This is a genomic window from Saccharococcus thermophilus, from assembly GCF_011761475.1.
Lineage (GTDB): Bacteria > Bacillota > Bacilli > Bacillales > Anoxybacillaceae > Saccharococcus > Saccharococcus thermophilus.
In genome coordinates this window covers 1251287-1269447 of record NZ_JAASRS010000001.1, presented here as the reverse complement: position 1 = coordinate 1269447, position 18161 = coordinate 1251287, and the positions used below count along the sequence as shown (strand labels likewise).

The following is an 18161-nucleotide window of genomic DNA, read 5'->3' as shown; positions in this document are numbered from 1 at the left end:
ATTTTCCTTTATAGACAGCTTTCTTTTTTATTAATAAAACTGCATAAACATGCAATTATATAACTATTTATTGTTCTATTTTTTGAAAACGTTTTCTTATATTCGTTATAAAAATACAGAAAAATTAATTGAAAAAGTATTGCCAAACCCGCGCTCCTTCCCTATAATAAAGACATGTTATAAAAATAAACACAAGAATGTGAGGTAATATAACATGTCGAAGGTGATGATTTCCCCTACAGGCAACCAAGCGGCAGTGCTTGAGCAAATCAAAGAAACGATCAAGCAAAAGCATGTCGAGCTTTTGCATCTGCAATTTGTCGACATCGAAGGAATTTTAAAACACGTTACGGTGACGGCGGACCAGCTTGATGATGTTGTGGAAGGAAAAATCATGTTTGACGGTTCCTCGATTAAAGGGTTTTCCCCTATCAACCAATCCGATCTCTATCTTCTTCCTGACTTAAACACATTTGCTGTGTTGCCTTGGACGGTAGAGGAAGGATATTCCGAAGCTCGTTTCCTTTGTTCTGTTCTCAATCCTGATGGAACGCTGTTTGAAGGAGATCCACGCAACGTCTTAAAGAAAACAGTTGAGCGTGCGGCGGAAAAAGGATATACGATTTCTGTTGGTCCAGAATTGGAATTCTTTTTATTCAAAACGGACGTAAACGGAAACCCGACGACAGAACTTCATGATAACGGCGGATATTTCGAGCCGTCTCCAAAAGATCTCGGTGAGCGCGTTCGTTTAGAAATTTACCGTGCGCTAAAGGCGATGGGCTTTACGATCGAAGCGTCCCATCACGAAGTTGCAGAAGGACAGCATGAAATCAACTTCAAATACGCCGATGCGCTAGGGGCGGCAGACAATGCCACTACATATAAGTGGGTTGTAAAAACGATCGCCAATAAATATGGACTGCACGCCACGTTTATGCCAAAACCGGTATTCGGCATCAATGGCTTCGGCATGCATGTGAACATGTCGCTATTTAAAGACGGCGAAAATGCGTTTTTTGATCCAAGCGATGAAAACCAATTATCAGAAACCGCCTATCGATTTATCGCTGGCTTGCTCGCGCATGTCAAAAGCTTTGCCGCCGTTACGAACCCGCTAGTAAACTCGTACAAACGGCTTGTCCCGGGATATGAGGCGCCTTGCTATATCGCATGGTCGGCGTCGAACCGTTCGGCGTTAATCCGCATCCCAGCCAAACGTGGTATGGCGACCCGCGTCGAGCTTCGTTGTCCAGACCCGTCGGCCAACCCTTACCTTGCGTTTGCCATCATCGCCGCCGCTGGTTTGGACGGTGTGGAAAAAGGCTTGCAAGCTCCGGCGCCGATTGACGAAGATATTTTCCATATGACAGAAGAGCGCCGCGCTCTGCTTGGCATCGAAAATCTGCCATCGAACTTAGGAGCGGCAGTGGAAGAGTTCGAAAATGGCACAATCGGTCGCGAAACGCTTGGGGAACACGTATTTGAGGAATACGTAGCCATGAAAAAAGCGGAGTGGGACAGCTATCGTACCGCTGTGCACGCTTGGGAAGTTGAACAATATCAAGCGAAATTTTAAAATGACAAGGGGCACGGAAAAGATTGCTCTAACAGTCTTTTTCAGTGCCTCTTTTTTGTTAATCATGAAAGATACATTTTTACAGGATGATGGTTAAATAGAAAACGGAGTTCAGGCGATGAAAGGGAACTCTGTTTTATTTTTTTATAATTCATAGTTGACAACTATGAATAGTTGGTATTAATGTATAGATTAATAGAAATATTTTATTATTTCAGACGGAGGGGATGGCATGAAAAAGTTAATTGTATTTGTGACTGTTGGATTTATCGCCCAACTGATCGACGGATCGCTTGGAATGGCATATGGGGTGACGTCAACCACGTTGTTGCTTGCGTTCGGGATTACCCCGGCAGTCGCTTCTGCTTCCGTGCATTTGGCTGAAGTAGTTACAACTGCGGCGTCAGGAGCATCCCACATAAAGTTCGGAAATGTCGACCGCGACATGGTGATCAAATTAATTATTCCTGGCTCGCTTGGCGCGTTTGTCGGCGCATGCTTTTTAAGTAATCTTCCAGGGGATTTCATTAAACCATATGTTTCTTTATTTTTGTTAGCGCTTGGGTTTTATATCATGTATCGGTTTTTATTTCTATCCGCACGCCAAGACTCACAGCCGCCAAAGAAATTTTCGAATAAGCAACTAATCCCCCTTGGTTTGGTGGCTGGTTTTCTTGATGCGACCGGCGGTGGGGGATGGGGGCCGATTGCCACACCTGTTCTTCTCGCCAACAAAGGAATGGAAGCGAGAAAAGTCGTTGGAACGGTCGATACGTCGGAGTTTGCCGTTGCTTTATCGGCTACCATTGGCTTTGTCATTTCGTTAGGCTGGGAACAAGTCAACTGGTATTGGGTAGGCACGCTCATGTTAGGAGGCATTATCGCTGCGCCAATTGCCGCCTGGCTTGTACGTAAAATGCCATCCCATTTGCTTGGCGTCCTTGTCGGCGGATTAATTATTTTGACTAACGTCCGTACCTTGCTTCATGCGTGGGAGGCTCCTGACAATTGGTATGCAACCGTCTACAGCGCTATTGTGCTCGGTTGGGCCGTTTCGATATGGTGGGCGGTGCGCAATCACCGGAGAGTATCGTTATCGAATGACCTGACGTCGTAGGTATGTACCGTGGCGTTTTTTAAAAGTGTAGGACGCGGAGTAATTTAGTGTGTTTTTAAAAAAGCGGGCATAACGCCTGCTTTTTTGATTCAGGAACTACAAAAAGAGCGGTGTGGATGAAGGACAAATATTATTACTGTAGATGAGCAAATTCGCTAACATAAATTTACAACCAAACAAAAAAAGAGACATGAACCCGATTCCTTGATTAGAATAGATGTGTCACCAAAACTATTCACAAGGAGGTTCATGTCTCATGAATAGATTAGCACATCATCAAGGAATCCACAAGTTTTTCACGATGTTGGGGTTGGCCCTTTATTTTTCAAAACCTGTCATGAAGCATCTCGTTCATATCGTGGATGCGCTGACCACCAAAGGATTTGCGGGAACATTGACCGATCTTCATCATTGGAGCTTTCATCCGAACCACCGCACGACACTCAGCCATTTTTTCACGAAAAGCCCTTGGGATGAAGAGACGCTGCTTCGCAAACTTCAACAGTGGATGCTTCGTCGTGTCGAACGCATCGCCAAACAGGAGAGTCAACCCCTTTTTGTTTCGATCGATGATACGATTTGCCAAAAAACCAAGCCTTCGTCACAGGCAACGCACGCCATTCAAGGGTGTGATTGGCACTATTCTCACACAGAGAAAAAGTCGATCTGGGGACATTCTCTCGTTTGGCTCATGGTTCATACGATGACCCAGGCTTTTCCCTTTGCGTTCCGCCTCTACGACAAGGCGGCTGGGAAAAGCAAGGGGGAACTCGCGATCGAGATGCTTTCTTCTTTGGATGTACACCGTCCTGTTTATGTGCTGATGGACTCTTGGTATCCATCGCAAACGCTCGTGGAAGCTTGTCTGAAAAAGGGATTCCACGTAATCGCAATGCTCAAGGCCAATCGGCTTCTTTATCCAAAAGGCATTGCGGTTCAGGTGAGGGAGTTTGCCCGCTACATCGAACCGAAAGACACTCACCTCGTCACGGTGGGAGAAGAGCGTTATCGGGTTTATCGCTACGAAGGCTCTCTCAAAGGTCTCGATGATGCCGTGGTGCTGCTCGCTTGGAAAGCCGATCAGCCGATGACATCGGAACATCTTCACTGCGTCTTGAGCACCGACCGGGATCTAAGCGATGAAGAGATCTTGCGCTACTATGCCCAGCGTTGGTCGATCGAATGTTTTTTCCGTCAAGCGAAAGACCAGCTGAAACTCGATGGATACCGCGTTCGCGGACGTCGGGCGGTGAAACGCTACTGGATCTTGGTGCAGCTTGCTTACGTGTACAGCATGTTCGAGTCGAACAGCGATTTTTCTGATGGGCTCGATCTTCTGCGCAAGAGAAAAGGACATAGCCTCGTGGAGTTCATTTACCGTGCAGCGAAACAAAATATTCCCATTGATACCGTGAAAAAACAGCTCCACGTGGCATAAGGGGTACCCTGTTTGTCTCTTTTACATGGTAATTATTGTAATTAAAATTGCTCAACTACAGTATTATTAGTAGAGATTATTTGTTTTGTTTGTTAGAATATTCTGTATAAACTATATCGATAGGAGATGAAATGATGAAGCAGCCAGTCGATTTAGGAAACCGAATTTCCCTAATTGATTTGTATGATTTAAAAACGCCGCAGCGCACCGGTACATATGTGCTCCATGAAGAAGAGTTGGCGATTATCGAGACGGGTCCAAGCCCTTCCGTTCCTTATTTATTAAAAGGATTGGAAATGCTTCATATTGATCCGGCGGATATCCGCTATATTATTGTGACACATATTCATTTGGATCACGCAGGCGGCGTTGGGATGCTGCTTGAGAAATGCCCGAACGCCCTTGTTGTTGTTCATCCGAAAGGGAAGCGCCATTTAGCGGAACCGTCACGATTAATCGCTGGGGCGAAAGCGGTGTATGGGGAAAAGTTTGATGATTTGTTTTCTCCCGTTTTGCCGGTTCCAGAGGAACGTCTCATCGTAAAAGAAGATGGCGATACGCTCAAGCTCAGCGACGAGCGTACGTTGACGTTTTTGGATACACCTGGCCATGCCAACCACCATTTCTCGATTTACGATTCCTTTAGCCGCGGTGTTTTTACTGGCGATACGATCGGGGTGTTTTATCCGCAATTATTAAAAGATGGACTTGAATACTGTTTGCCGTCCACTTCTCCGAACCAATTTCGGCCAGAGGCGATGTTGCAATCGGCTGAGCGTCTCGAACAGCTCCAACCTGAACGCATTTATTTCGGTCATTTTGGTATGCTGGAAAACCCTCGCACAGCGTTTGAACAGCTTCGTTTTTGGCTTCCGAAGTTTGTCCAAGCGGGGGAAAAGGTGATGGTGGAGCAGGCAAATGCGTCGATGCAAGAAAAAGCGAAAGCAGTGTTTCAAGCGCTATATCAAGAGGTCAACGCCTTTTTGCAAGCAAAAAATATTCCTGAGACGTCCGAAGCGTACGATATCATCCGTCTCGATCTTCATGTATGTTCGATGGGAATTGTCGATTATTTGCAAAAGACAATCGAACAAGGTTAGAATGGGAAAATTATTATGTACGTGATTGGAAAAGCATCGGACACCGTATGTATACGACATGCATGATTCAGCACGAAGATCAAGTAACGCCCTGAGCTTGGTGATTCCACCAAGCTTTTTTTGTGAAGAAAGCCCATGTAATAGCGAATCCCCGATTAGGTAACATCAGAAAAAATGTTGTATGATAAGAATTAAAGACAAAGAAGAAAGGATGATTGCATGCGACGTGGTATTGTTCGCACCATTACGATGGTATCAGTGCTGGCAGGAATATTATGGCTTGGCGGTCTTGCCATCGCGGTTCAAGACCAGTTTTTTTCCGCCGCGGCGCCGCCGGCAGACACAATAAAATATACCAAAGAGAAAAAAGCGGATAACCGTGAAATTTATATTGTCGCCCTCGGCGATTCACTGACAAGAGGCACGGGAGATGAAAGCGGAAAAGGGTATGTCGGGTATATGGTCGATCAGCTCCACAAAAAAACAACGAAGCCGATTCGCGTGACCAATTTGGCCATTAAAGGACAGTGGTCTGACGGGCTTCTTAAGCAATTAGGACAAGCCGAGATCCAGCGGCAGCTAAAACTAGCCAATATCATTGTGATGACCATCGGCGGAAACGATTTGTTCCAAGGCGGCGAAGCGCTCAAATTTACACCAAAGCAAATCGATCAAGTAAAAGTCTCATATTTGCGCAACTTAGACCGCATTTTTCAAACCATTCGCCGCGTCAATAAAGATGCCGTTGTTTTTTACATCGGGCTTTACAATCCGTTTAGCGACCTCGGCGACGCGAAGAAGACATCAGCCATCGTAAGGCAGTGGAATTTTGCTTCGGCGGAGACGGCTGCCCGCTATCCGAATATTATCGCCGTCCCGACGTTCGATTTGTTTTCGTTGCATGTGAATGATTATTTATACAGCGATCACTTTCACCCGAATAAAGACGGATACAAACGGATTGGCGAACGCGTCGCTTCCTTAATTACATTCACAGAGGGGGACAAAAAGTGACGAAGCAGACGACATTAATCGTTGAAAATTTGCGCAAAACGATTCGCCGCAAAGAAATTATTAAGGGAATTTCCTTTGAACTAAAAGAAGGGGAAGTATTCGGCTTTTTAGGGCCAAACGGCGCGGGAAAAACGACAACGATCCGCATGCTCGTCGGGCTTATCAAGCCGACATCGGGGCGTATTTCCATCTGCGGCTATGACCTGGAGCGCCAATTTACAGAAGCGATCCGTCATATCGGCTGCATTGTCGAAAATCCCGAATTATATCCGTATTTAACCGGCTTTGAAAACCTCGAGCATTTTGCGCGCATGGTTCCCGATATTCCAAAAGAACGAATCATGGAAGTGGTGGAGTTAGTCGGTTTACAAAACCGCATCCACGATCGCGTTAGCACGTATTCGCTCGGAATGCGGCAGCGTCTTGGCATCGCACAGGCGCTGTTAGGAAAGCCGAAAGTGCTGATTTTGGACGAGCCGACCAACGGGCTTGATCCTGTCGGCATTCGCGAAATGAGAGAATTCATCCGCTTTTTGGCGGAAACGGAAGGATTGAGCGTGCTCGTCTCCTCACACCTGTTAAGCGAAATTCAATTAATGTGCGACCGCGTGGCGATCATGGCAAAAGGGACGTTGCTTCGGGTTGATACGGTGGAACATCTGTTAAAAGAACAAGCGCGTGTCGTGTGGAAGGCCGAGCCGCTGGAAACGGCGAAATCGATATTAGCGGGGGAAACGTCGATTTATCGAACCGATGGGGATATGCTTATCACTCCGTACGAACCAAAAAAACTCTCCGTTTGGAACAAAAAGCTTGTCGAAGCAGGGGTCGCCGTCCATGAAATTCATCCGAAATTGCCGACGCTTGAGGACTTATTTATTGAATTGACGGGAGGGGAGACGATTGAGTAATCTCGTGTACAATGAAATGCTGAAAATTGTCCGCAAAAAGCGGCTATGGGTCATTGCAGCGATTGTCGCCGTGCTCGTTGTCCTTTTTACATACGCGCAATATAAGCAGGTGCAGGAAATGCAGAAAAGGCTCGGAACGACGGATTGGCGGACACAGCTGCAGCAGCAAATTATCGATGCGCAAAACCGTCTCAATTCCAGCAGTATTTCAGACGAATGGCGCAAATATTTGCAAATTCGTCTCCAGCAGCAGCAATACTATTTAAATCACGATATTAATCCATCCGCTCCCGGTGCGCCAACGTTTATGCGCATGTTTATCGAAAACGCGATCGATTTGTTTCTCCCGCTCCTTGTCATGGTCGTCGCCGCTGACTTAGTATCATCGGAAGCGAGTGGCGGTACGATTAAGCTCTTGTTGACGAGGCCGGTTAGAAGAGGGATGGTTTTGCTTAGCAAATACATCGCGCTGTTATTGTCGATTTCGTTTATTTTGCTTATGGTCGCTCTTCTGTCGTATGTCATTTCAGGAGCGGTGTTCGGATACGAAGGATGGCGGCTTCCATTATTGACAGGGTTTGTCGCCCAAGGAGAAGAATTAAATACAGCCAACGTTCATATGCTTCCGCAATGGAAGTATGTGCTTATTGAATTGGGGCTTGCCTGGTTTGTGTGCGTCGTGGTGGGGACATTGACGTTTATGCTTTCCGTTTTGATGCGCAGCACCGCCGCGGTGATGGGAATTATGCTTGCGGCGCTGATCGCGGGCGCGATTTTGTCTAATATGGTATCTTCCTGGCATTCGGCAAAATATTTGTTTATGGTCAATCTTAGCCTTACCGATTACATCAATGGGACGGCGCCGCCGATTGAAGGCATGACGCTTGGGTTTTCGATGGCGGTGCTGGCGGTATGGGGACTTGCGGCGCTCTTGATCTCATTTATGGTGTTTACAAAACGGGATATATATTAGAAAAATGGGACGGGCCGGGAAAACAGGTTCGTCCCTTTTTTTACACGCCTTCTGTCACTTTGATTCCTGTGGCCACGCGATCCATCTATCCCTGCATACCCGAGCAAAAATTTTTTTGCAAAAAAGTATTGACTATATTATTTTTTTTAGATAGAATAATAACTGCCGTTAACGTTAGCGGCTGTTAATCGGGAAGTAGCTCAGCTTGGTAGAGCACACGGTTCGGGTCCGTGAGGTCGCAGGTTCAAATCCTGTCTTCCCGATCATTTTGTGATGGGGCCTTAGCTCAGCTGGGAGAGCGCCTGCCCCGCACGCAGGAGGTCGTCGGTTCGAATCCGATAGGCTCCATCATCTTCATACGGAGGAGTACCCAAGCCTGGCTGAAGGGGTCGGTTTCGAAAACCGATAGGGGTGTCACAGCCCGCGGGGGTTCGAATCCCTCCTCCTCCGCCATTATATTTTGATTACATACTAAAAGATATTGGAATCATATGCTTGTCGATGTAATCGGCAAGCTTTTTTATTTTTTTAAAAAATAGAAATGACCTGTCCCTTATCATTGGAACAGGTCATCATTCGTTAAAAGTTTTTCGCTGCTTGTTCAGCTTTCTTGATCGCGTTTTGTTTAATTGCCTCCGCCTCATTCGGGAATTGTGCCATTCCTTCGACAAAAATGGATTGAACGTCAGTAATGCCGATAAAGCTGAGCACCGCCCGTAAATAACGGTCTCCAAACTCCATTTCTTTCATTGGTTCTTGTGAATAAATTCCACCGCGGGCTTGAATGTGTACGGCTTTTCTTCCTGTTAATAGCCCTACCGAACCATTTTCCGTGTAACGGAATGTTTTTCCTGCGATGCAAATTGTATCAATATAAGCTTTCATTTTTGGCGGAAAACTAAAATTCCACATCGGTGTGACAAACACGTATTTATCTGCGCTGATAAATTGATCGGTTAATTCATTGATGCGGCTTATTTTTTGTTTTTCTTCCGCGCTTAGCTGTTCGAATGCATGCCCTTGTTGTAGTTTGCCCCAGCCGTTTAATACATCGGCATCAATGAAAGGGATATCGGTACGATAAAGATCTAATTCGACAATCTCGTCTTGTGGGTTTTGTTGTTTATAAGCGTTAAGAAACGCTCTGCCAACGGATAAGCTGTAAGATTCTTCTTCCCGTTTTGGGTTTGCTGTAATGTACAATAATTTAGCCATGATTGTCCTTCCTTTCGTTGCTGTAAATAGTTTGCCAAACACTACGTAAATCCATGTATGGTCGATCGCCATAACTCGTATAGTGTTTTAACATTGATAATAATAATGTAACCTAATTATTTTTGTAAAATAATATGCTTTTAAAATAAAAGTATGGTAAATCAGCAATAATGTAATTATGTTATCAAAAAAATGTATTTTAATAAAATAAATGGAAGGTAAAAAGAAGTGACTTGTCTGTGCCGAGGGCATGATTCTTCCTCCTGGCAACATGTTCGATGGATCGGAAAGAAATTCTGTTTGATGGCGTTCCAACATACGAAGAGTAGAATCAGGCAGCAGCAACGAATGAAGCAGCAATTTCCTATCCATTAAATAAAAGTAAATCGTTTGCATTTATCAGTTGTGTAGGGTACGATACTGGTGAAAAAATCGGTTTCGAACAACCATAAGGGGGACAATTAGATGCCAGTACAGCGTCGTATCCGCCGCGTGAAAACGGTGCAAGTCGAAACAAACAGCTCGATCCATCGCAGTGGGCCAGTGCTAGAGCCGGGGAATTGGGAAGAGTACGATCCGTTTTTATTGCTAATGGAGGATATTTTCCAACGAGGAACGTTTGATTTTCATCCGCATCGCGGCATTGAAACGGTGACGTATGTGATTGATGGACAGTTGGAACATTTTGATAGCAAAGCCGGCCACGGCACGCTTGGTCCCGGAGATGTGCAGTGGATGACGGCAGGACGGGGAGTGATTCATAAAGAAGATCCGGCGCCAGGATCGACCGTGCATAGTTTGCAGCTATGGATCAATTTGCCGCGCGTGAAAAAAATGATTGAACCGCGCTATCAAAATTTAAAGGCCGGAGAGATGCCGGTCCGCCAAGAAGAAGGGGCGCTTATCCGCGTATTTTCCGGGTCATCGCAAGGAGTAAAAGCCCCAACGCTTAACCATGTTCCAGTGACGATGGTAGAAATGGTGCTCGAGCCAGGAGCAAGTGTCGTACAAGATTTGCCGGGAAGCTACAACGGTTTTCTGTACATTTTGGAAGGAAGCGGCATGTTCGGCGCCGATAGCACGGAAGGAAAAGCAGGGCAAGTATTGTTTTTAAGCCGTCATGATAAAGAGGAGGAAAGCGAACTCACCGTCACCGCCAAAGAAAAATTGCGCGTCCTTCTTTATGCTGGCGAGCCGGTCAACGAGCCGGTTGTCGCTTACGGACCGTTTGTGATGAACACGCAGGAAGAAATCCGCCAGGCGATCCGTGATTATCAAGAAGGAAAATTCGTTGAATAACTATAAAAAAGCGCTCCGATATGGAGTGCTTTTTTTATGGTAAAAATATTTACAAAATTTAGATTAAATAGGTACAATTGTATTACTCATACTATAGGGAGGGAAAATGGTTGCAAAACGCTCCGTTTTATTTTGCTTCGGTGATGTTATTAACCCTTTGGGTGTTCTTTTTTCTTGCGTTGTTTTCCGTTATTTCAGCGTCGCTGCCATGAGCAAACGTATAACATTTTGTTGATGGGGGCAAAGCAAATGCTGTTCTCTTTTTTGTTTTCTCAGCTTAATTAACAAATTTTATATAATGCGATTAAATAATTAGATAATTTTCTAAATAATAAAATAAGCATGGTGCACGTAGGTACCGTCAAGAATTTTGTGTAATATAATGGGGGTAGGGTTTCTCTGAAATGGATTTGGAATGAATAGGGAACTAGTTTCCTCCACACAGGAGACTGAATATTCAGTCTCCTGTGTGGAAAGGGAGAATCCCCCTATTTTGTTTATTTACAGTATTTGGTTAATGATAACGTTCTTCAAACATTCGCTCGAGGGCTTCCTGTGCTTCGGCAAATCCTCGCAACTTTCGCCCTGCCCATTTCTCATTAAAATCTTGAATGGTCAAATATACGATTTTTTCAGCGGCTTCTAAACTATTCAAACTGTTCATCGGCTTTAGACGTTTCCGAATCTCCTTGATCGTTCGTTCAATGGCATTCGTCGTGTAAATCACACTTCGAATACTGCTTGGATAATCCATAAATGTAAGGAGGACATCCAACTCATTGGCCCAAGATTGAACTTCTCTCGGATACTTGCTTGACCATTTCGACTCAAACTGTTGAAACATCTGTAACGCCATCTCCTTATTCGGCGCGCGATAAATCAGCCTGAGATCCTCGGCCACTTCAAATTGGTCTTTTTTCCGAACACGATGGAGCGTGTTACGGACTTTGTGAACGACACAACGCTGCACATCGGCTTTCGGATAAACCGCCTTAAAGGCTTCCTCCAACCCTGGTAGTCCATCGAATATGCCCAGAAGCACTTCCTTGGCGCCTCTTTGGTAGAGGTGTTGAAGAATTTCCTGCCATACATAGGCGCTTTCTTGTCCTCCCACAAAGAAATCAAGAATTTCGCGATATCCTTCTTCGTTCACCCCTAACACCACATAAATGACTTCTTTCTCCACGGTTTCGCGACGAAGTTTTACGTATAAACCATCCAAATATAAGACGGAATAACGCTTGTGCAGTGGACGAGTGTGCCATTTCTCGATGTCTTCCTTCACGACATCGGTAATACGGCTGATCGTCGCAGGAGAATAGGTGCTTCCTAGAATTCGTTCGATAAACTTGCCAATTTCCCGTGTACTCATGCCACTTTGGTACATCCTAATGATTGCTTCCTCCAGCCAGCCGGTGTGCCGTTGGTAAGGGGCAAACAACTGTGTTTGAAATTCTCCGTTTCGGTCTCTAGGGACCAAAAGACCTTCAATCCGGCCATATTGCGTATCTAGATTTCGTTGATAGTAGCCGTTTCTCATATTTGATGTTCCGGCCTGTTCTATTTCGAGGAAATTCTTGATTTCTTCCCGCATGATCAGTTCTAATTTTTCCTTTACAAACTGACGAATGACACTTTCCAGTTGATTTGCCCAGTCGACATTCGGTATACTTTTAGACATAGGTAGGGTTCTCCTTTCTCTGGAATGTTTGGGTTCAATCAGAGAATACCCTACCTTTTTTATTTTGATCTAGTAAAATGCTTTACACAAAATTTTATACATCATCTGCACGTATATGAATAATGAACTTTGTTTATAAAGCGCTAGCCGATTCAACACGAAGAGACATTTTAAATTTGTTAAAAAACAGAGATTTGACGGCGGGGGAAATCGCTGACCATTTCCGTATCTCCAAACCAAGCATTTCCCATCATCATGAACCTCTCCCACCTTCATTCCATGAAGAGGTGGGAGTTTCTTACCATCTCCATCGAAGAAGCTTCTGCACGGAAGAAGGTGGTCTCCTTCCACTCGATGAATGCATCGGAAGTCTTCTTGATGGGTCCAGTAAGCAACATCGGCATCACACCGATGGGGCGGTCCAACCCTTCTACTACTTCTTGCTTACGCAATCCGTAGATACGTCAGCTTCGTTTGTACGTTCCAGTGTTTGAAGGTGCCGTGCAGCGCTTTGCTTAAGATATTTCTCGCGCCGTGAACGTCACGATGTTCCTCATACCCACACCGGCACACAAACAGGCGGGAGGACACTTTTTTTCTCTTTTGGCAGACAGGACATGTCTGGCTCGTATATGACTCCTCGATTTCGTGCAAGCGAATGCCATGTTGAGCCAGTTTATAGGTGAGATACTGCTTCACTTTCCCGAATGACCAATTCGAGAGTTTTTGTGCTTGTTTACGGCTCGTACGTTTTTTCTTTCTCGTGTTTCGTTGCACCCCTTCGACGTTTCCGATATACACATCGGAGGCGGACTGCTTCAAACACCAGTCAACAAACTGTTTGGTCGTTTTATGGAGTGCATCCCGTAGTTGTCTTTCGGATTTGGATAACACGTATTGTTTCGCCCGCTCATACTTTTTCCAACGGCGTGATCCTTTTTGGCATTTCGATTGGCGCTGCTGGATCTCCGCCAGTTTTTTATTCCGCAGCCGGTGAAGGGAGCGTATTTTTCTTCCCGTGATAAGGAGGGCTTGTCCGTTTTCGCAAAACGCGCCGATGGTGTGTACTTCTCCAAGATCGACTCCGACGGAGAAGTTCGGTTTGTACGATGTTGCCTTTTGTCCATCTTCATACGTCACAGCCAAATAAAGACCTTGATCCCAGCAGCATTCGATTTCTTTGATCGTTCCTTTTGGCAGATGCGACGCATACACGACAATTGGCTTTTCCCGTTTTCCGTGATGAATGCCCATCGACAGTTCGATTTTTCCGTTCTCATAAACCTTAAAACCGTCTTTCGCCCATTTTGTAGGGAAGTACTTCTTTTTCTTGTAGGGGTAGCGGGCAGGATGTCCTTGTTGGATCGCGTGGTGGGCAGATTGTCTTGCGAAGAGGTATTTGTGGCAGACTGCTTGAATCGATTGGCTGTGAAGATGAAACTTCCTTTTTGTTTGTTTTTGCAACTCACTTTTGGTAATCCAACGACCGTATTGGAGAAAATGTTCCTTCGCCAATCGAAGACATTCATTCCAAACACGGGCGGATTCTCGATTGCAGGCATACAATCGGTCTAAATCCGCTTTCGATGCCCGGAAGAACACTTTTTGGCCACGAAGCATGAGAATCCCTTCTTTCCTTACATGATAGGATAGTTTGATTATAGCACATATGTTCGTTTTTTGGGAATCAAAAACTTCCCGATTCATCTCCCTCCTTCACTCCGTTTAGAGGAAGAGAGACTTCTCGGGAAAAATGTTAAAGCAGGCGGATTTAGTGCACGCTGAAAAAGAAGGGCAGTACATCTATTACTCCATCAACACAACGGTGTTGCAAGATGTATTAGTTTGGCTTTTATCATTACAAGAAGGGGAGAGGAACAAGGAATGAAAAAGCATTGGTATTTTTTCTTGCTGATCACCATCAGTGTTGGAATCTCGGTATGGGCGTATCCGCAATTGCCTGACCAAGTTCCAACGCATTGGAACTTTTCGGGGGAAGTGGACGGCTATTCATCAAAGCTTTTTGCCGTTTTATTCGGACCGATTTTGTTGACAGGGATTTATGGGACGCTGCTTGGGGTGGCGAAAGTCGATCCGCGTAAAGAGAATTACAAAAAGTTCGCGGGAGCGTACCGCGTTTTCATGTATACTATTCTAACGTTTTTAACCGTCATGCATATTTCTATCATCTTTAACGGCCTTGGCTACCATGTCAACATGGATTGGATTGCCAATATAGGATTAGGTCTCCTTTTTGTTGTTCTCGGAAATTATATGCCAAAAGTGAAAGCGAATTATTTCATGGGCATCCGCACGCCGTGGACGCTGGCGAATGAAACGGTGTGGGCGCGCACGCACCGGTTTGGCGGCAAAGTCTTTTTCATTGGCGGAATCATCATGATCGTATCTGCCTTTGCCCCATCCTCCATTCGCGCTGTGCTTCTCATTGCGTCGATCGCCTGTATCGCACTTGTACCGACGGTATATTCTTATGCCGTTTATAAAAAGGTGGCAGACAAATAATGAATAAGAAAAGCGGCACATCGTGATCGACAAGCGGTCTTTTCGGCGTTTTTGGAGAGGCGGCAACCGTTTCCGTTGTCCGCCTCTTTTTTATTTCCCATTTGTTGTTACGGGACGTTGAGGAAACGGTTAAATGCGGATAAGTAGTACGCTCACCATTCTGGGTTGACATGAAACCAAATGGTTTCGTATAATCAAAATGAAACCAAAAAGTTTCATAAATAAAATACGGAGGTTATAACAATGACAGCAAAAAATACAACGAACAGCATGTTGCCACATATTCGTCACACGATGGTTTTTCAAGCGCCGATTCAAAAAGTTTGGGAAGCGGTTTCTACTTCAGAGGGGCTTGCGGCTTGGTTTATGCCTAACGATCTTCAGCCGGTTGTCGGCCATGAGTTTCATTTAAATGCCGGACCTTTTGGAATGTCTCCGTGTAAAGTAATTGAAGTCGATCCGCCTCATCGCCTGTCTTTTCGCTGGGGGAAAGATTGGACCGTTACTTTTGAGCTAAAAGAGCTGAATGAGCAGCAAACAGAGTTTACGCTTATTCATTCCGGCTGGGATGCGGATAAAGTGACGGAATTCGGCGAGTCTCATACTATCGTACGCGATCGGATGGATCAGGGATGGGCCAAGCTTTGCAAATCCTTAGGCGCGTATGTCGAGGCGTAATATGGCTGCTTTATCACACAAGCATGACGTCTTTCAGGCCATCGCTGATCCTACCCGGCGTAAGCTGTTGCGATTGTTGGCCGATAAGGAAATGCCCGTTACCGTCATCAGCGGCCATTTTCCGATCAGCCGGACGGCCGTGTCCAAGCATTTGCGGATTTTGGCGGATGCCGGACTTGTGAAGGAGAGAAAGGTTGGGCGGGAAACGCGATATCGTCTAGAACCAACTCCATTGTTGGAATTAAAGGAATGGCTGTCCTTTTACGAACGATTTTGGGATAACAAAATGGCGATGCTCAAGCACTACGTGGAAAATGGCGAAGGACATATTGTTGATGATGGTGAGGATCAATAAACGCTTTGGAATGAGCCAATCATTTTTTGGCTCTTTCTTTTTTTGGTATCATAAAAAGCAAAGCTATCATTGTATAGGAGGCATTCACCATGAATCCAGTCATTGAAACGATTTTGCAGCACCGTTCGATTCGTCAATTTGAAGACCGCCCATTGACGGACGAGCAAATTCGAACGATCGTCGAGTGTGCGCAAGCCGCGGCGACATCGAGTTTTATTCAAGCGTATTCTATCATCGGCGTTAAAGATAAAGAGACGAAACGAAAACTGGCGGAATTAGCGGGAAATCAGTCTTATGTTGAGAACAATGGCCATTTCTTCGTATTTTGCGCCGATCTTCACCGTCATGAAGTGATTGGTGAAATGGAGCAGAAAGAGGTGCTGCCATCGCTTGAGAGCACGGAAAAATTTATGGTTGCGCTTATTGATACAGCACTGGCGGCGCAAAACGCAGCCATCGCCGCAGAATCGATGGGGCTTGGCATTTGCTATATCGGAGGGCTGCGCAACAACTTGCCGGAAGTATGTAAGCTGTTGAAGGTGCCGAAGCGGGTCATTCCGCTCTTCGGGCTTGCCGTCGGCTACCCGGCGCAGCAACCTGACAAAAAACCGCGCCTGCCGTTTGAACACGTATACCATGAAGAAACGTATGAACAAGACCGCGCCAAATTCGAAGCGCAGCTGAAACAATATAACGATATCGTTTCCGCGTATTACGAAAAGCGGACAAACGGCAAACGCCGCGACACATGGACCGGGCAAATGGCCAACATGCTCAGCAACCCTGTGCGCATGTATATGAAAGAATTCGTAGAAGGAAAAGGGTTTAATTTGCGTTAGTCTCGCTTCGTTTTGAAGCGAGATTTTAAATTTTTTAAAAGGCAATCCATTAAAGTAGCTGTATTGTCCATGCTACTGGGTTCATATTTTGTTTCCTGCTTATTTTCAGGATAGTCTTTATCAAATCATAATACTACATAAGATTGTTGGAGTTTAAATGAAAAATGACAGAAAATATTCTGTCATTTCGTCCCTTTAGAGAGTAGTGGGTATGTACTCTATGTTATAGTTTTCACCAAGTTCCTGTTTAACTTTAAATAAGATGAAACCTTTATCATTGTTTTCTATGGCATTGCGAGTTTCTTCTTTGATATGTGCACCATAATCAGATTCCTCTAGAATTTTGCCGTATTGGCGTGTCCATTCAAAAAGTTCCTCTTTTAATTGATCGTGAATAGTCTTCTGATTATATAAAGAATAAAGATTAACACCTCTAAAAAATTTTTTTACCTAGGAATCAAAATGATTAATCTCTATATATTTGGAATTGAGGTTCATTTTCTAATCTAAGGGGGAGTAGGAATGAGCATAAGTTTATCGGTTCCAAAATGGTTCTTAACAGTTTTATTGATTTTATCTTTAGCAGCGGCATTTATCTTTGGTACAGTTTCCAATGCATCAGCAACGATTAACTATGGGGAGGAAGTTGCGGCAATAGCAGAGAGCTATGTAGGAAGCCCTTATAAATACGGGGGTACAACACCAGAAGGATTTGATGCGAGTGGCTTTACTCAGTATGTGTATAAAAATGCAGCCACTCAAATGTCTATTCCGCGAACGAGTGCCGCACAGTATAAAATCGGCAAAGTTGTTAAACAAAATGCGTTGCAAAAAGGCGATTTAGTGTTTTATGCAACAGGAGAAAAAGGAAAAGTATCCTTTGTGGGAATTTATAATGGAAATGGTACGTTTATTGGTGCAACATCAAAAGGTGTAAAAGTTGTTAAAATGAGTGATAAATATTGGAAAGGCCGATATATAGGTGCTAAGAGAGTCATTAAGTAATAAAAGGCTACATTAAAGCCTCTTGTTGATGTTTGACTCATTTGTCCCATCTTAAAAGAACGTAAAGAGAAAAATTCTTTTTCTCGACTGTTTCTTTCAAAGTGAGGCACTTTTTGTCTTGTGAGAATACACGTCTAACGTCAACGGGGCAGAGGAATGTCCTAGACGGATCACTTTCACGTCGGAGAGAACTTTTTAAAAAAATGGAGTGCAAACTGGTAACAGTTTTGTCACTCCATTTTTGTTTTAATTAAGCTTTTAAAACAAATTCTTATTCATTATTTATTCTGTAACTTCTGCAGTTCGTTAACCGTTACAAATTGATAACCTTTTTTTGATAAAGAATCTAAAATACCTTCAATAGTTTTGAATGAAGGAGGGAGATAAATCGGGAATTTTTGATTCCCAAAAACGAACATACGTGCTATAATAGA

General features: G+C 44.6%; 16 protein-coding genes, 3 tRNA genes and 2 pseudogenes. 17 read left to right on the top strand and 4 right to left on the bottom strand.

Annotation, left to right across the window (positions count from 1 at the left end):
• Nucleotides 1-214 precede the first annotated feature (214 nt).
• The 10 genes from glnA (at nt 215) to BDD39_RS06465 (ending at nt 8585) form a co-directional block, all read left to right on the top strand.
• Nucleotides 215-1579 carry a type I glutamate--ammonia ligase gene (glnA, locus tag BDD39_RS06510; protein WP_166909166.1) on the top strand — a complete coding sequence of 455 codons (1365 nt, stop codon included), beginning with the start codon at nt 215-217 and terminating at the stop codon, nt 1577-1579.
• A gap of 232 nt (nt 1580-1811) precedes the next feature.
• Nucleotides 1812-2696 (top strand): sulfite exporter TauE/SafE family protein, encoded by an 885-nt coding sequence (locus tag BDD39_RS06505; protein ID WP_166909164.1) that lies wholly within the window; start codon nt 1812-1814, stop codon nt 2694-2696.
• Nucleotides 2697-2952: 256 nt separating this feature from the next.
• Nucleotides 2953-4134, top strand: a complete 1182-nt coding sequence (locus tag BDD39_RS06500) for an IS701 family transposase (RefSeq protein ID WP_166907872.1) — start codon at nt 2953-2955, stop codon at nt 4132-4134.
• A 134-nt stretch (nt 4135-4268) separates the two neighbouring features.
• A complete protein-coding gene (locus tag BDD39_RS06495) occupies nt 4269-5234 on the top strand; it encodes an MBL fold metallo-hydrolase (protein ID WP_166909162.1) in 966 nt (321 codons plus the stop codon).
• Nucleotides 5235-5453: 219 nt separating this feature from the next.
• Complete coding sequence (locus tag BDD39_RS06490; RefSeq protein ID WP_166909160.1) at nt 5454-6248, top strand: SGNH/GDSL hydrolase family protein; 795 nt, start codon at nt 5454-5456, stop codon at nt 6246-6248.
• Nucleotides 6245-7159, top strand: coding sequence for an ATP-binding cassette domain-containing protein (locus tag BDD39_RS06485; protein WP_166909158.1), 915 nt, complete (start codon nt 6245-6247; stop codon nt 7157-7159). Before BDD39_RS06490 ends, BDD39_RS06485 begins: the two co-directional genes overlap by 4 nt.
• Nucleotides 7152-8132, top strand: coding sequence for an ABC transporter permease (locus tag BDD39_RS06480; RefSeq protein ID WP_166909156.1), 981 nt, complete (start codon nt 7152-7154; stop codon nt 8130-8132). Before BDD39_RS06485 ends, BDD39_RS06480 begins: the two co-directional genes overlap by 8 nt.
• Before the next feature lie 189 nt (nt 8133-8321).
• Nucleotides 8322-8395: transfer RNA gene (locus tag BDD39_RS06475), tRNA-Pro, on the top strand.
• 12 nt (nt 8396-8407) lie between these two features.
• A tRNA-Ala gene (locus tag BDD39_RS06470) sits at nt 8408-8480 on the top strand.
• Nucleotides 8481-8492: 12 nt separating this feature from the next.
• Nucleotides 8493-8585: transfer RNA gene (locus BDD39_RS06465), tRNA-Ser, on the top strand.
• Between the two features lie 126 nt (nt 8586-8711).
• Here BDD39_RS06465 and BDD39_RS06460 read toward each other — a convergent pair.
• On the bottom strand, nt 8712-9347 hold the full coding sequence (locus BDD39_RS06460) for an FMN-dependent NADH-azoreductase (protein WP_166909153.1): 636 nt from the start codon (nt 9345-9347) through the stop codon (nt 8712-8714).
• Nucleotides 9348-9812: 465 nt separating this feature from the next.
• Here BDD39_RS06460 and BDD39_RS06455 point away from each other — a divergent pair, with 465 nt between their 5' ends.
• A complete protein-coding gene (locus BDD39_RS06455) occupies nt 9813-10646 on the top strand; it encodes a pirin family protein (protein ID WP_166909151.1) in 834 nt (277 codons plus the stop codon).
• A 514-nt stretch (nt 10647-11160) separates the two neighbouring features.
• Here the strand turns inward: BDD39_RS06455 and BDD39_RS06450 are convergent.
• Entirely contained in the window at nt 11161-12327 is a 1167-nt protein-coding gene (locus BDD39_RS06450) for an IS256 family transposase (RefSeq protein ID WP_166907797.1), read from the bottom strand.
• 122 nt (nt 12328-12449) lie between these two features.
• Between BDD39_RS06450 and BDD39_RS06445 the strand changes: the two are divergent.
• Nucleotides 12450-12581 (top strand): annotated as a pseudogene (locus BDD39_RS06445) (ArsR family transcriptional regulator); the annotation flags it as partial.
• 190 nt (nt 12582-12771) lie between these two features.
• On the opposite strand, the gene BDD39_RS06440 reads toward BDD39_RS06445, so the two are convergent.
• Nucleotides 12772-13947, bottom strand: coding sequence for an RNA-guided endonuclease InsQ/TnpB family protein (locus tag BDD39_RS06440; RefSeq protein WP_166909149.1), 1176 nt, complete (start codon nt 13945-13947; stop codon nt 12772-12774).
• A gap of 264 nt (nt 13948-14211) precedes the next feature.
• On the opposite strand from BDD39_RS06440, the gene BDD39_RS06430 reads away from it, so the two are divergent.
• The 5 genes from BDD39_RS06430 (at nt 14212) to BDD39_RS06410 (ending at nt 17727) form a co-directional block, all read left to right on the top strand.
• Complete coding sequence (locus BDD39_RS06430) at nt 14212-14850, top strand: SdpI family protein (RefSeq protein WP_166909147.1); 639 nt, start codon at nt 14212-14214, stop codon at nt 14848-14850.
• A 243-nt stretch (nt 14851-15093) separates the two neighbouring features.
• Nucleotides 15094-15528, top strand: a complete 435-nt coding sequence (locus BDD39_RS06425) for an SRPBCC family protein (RefSeq protein ID WP_166909145.1) — start codon at nt 15094-15096, stop codon at nt 15526-15528.
• 1 nt (nt 15529) lies between these two features.
• Nucleotides 15530-15883 (top strand): ArsR/SmtB family transcription factor, encoded by a 354-nt coding sequence (locus BDD39_RS06420; RefSeq protein WP_166909143.1) that lies wholly within the window; start codon nt 15530-15532, stop codon nt 15881-15883.
• A gap of 89 nt (nt 15884-15972) precedes the next feature.
• Entirely contained in the window at nt 15973-16722 is a 750-nt protein-coding gene (nfsA, locus tag BDD39_RS06415) for an oxygen-insensitive NADPH nitroreductase (protein ID WP_166909141.1), read from the top strand.
• A gap of 522 nt (nt 16723-17244) precedes the next feature.
• Complete coding sequence (locus BDD39_RS06410; protein WP_166909139.1) at nt 17245-17727, top strand: C40 family peptidase; 483 nt, start codon at nt 17245-17247, stop codon at nt 17725-17727.
• Nucleotides 17728-18005: 278 nt separating this feature from the next.
• On the opposite strand, the pseudogene BDD39_RS06405 reads toward BDD39_RS06410, so the two are convergent.
• Nucleotides 18006-18101: pseudogene (locus BDD39_RS06405) on the bottom strand (polysaccharide deacetylase family protein); the annotation flags it as partial.
• Nucleotides 18102-18161: the final 60 nt, after the last annotated feature.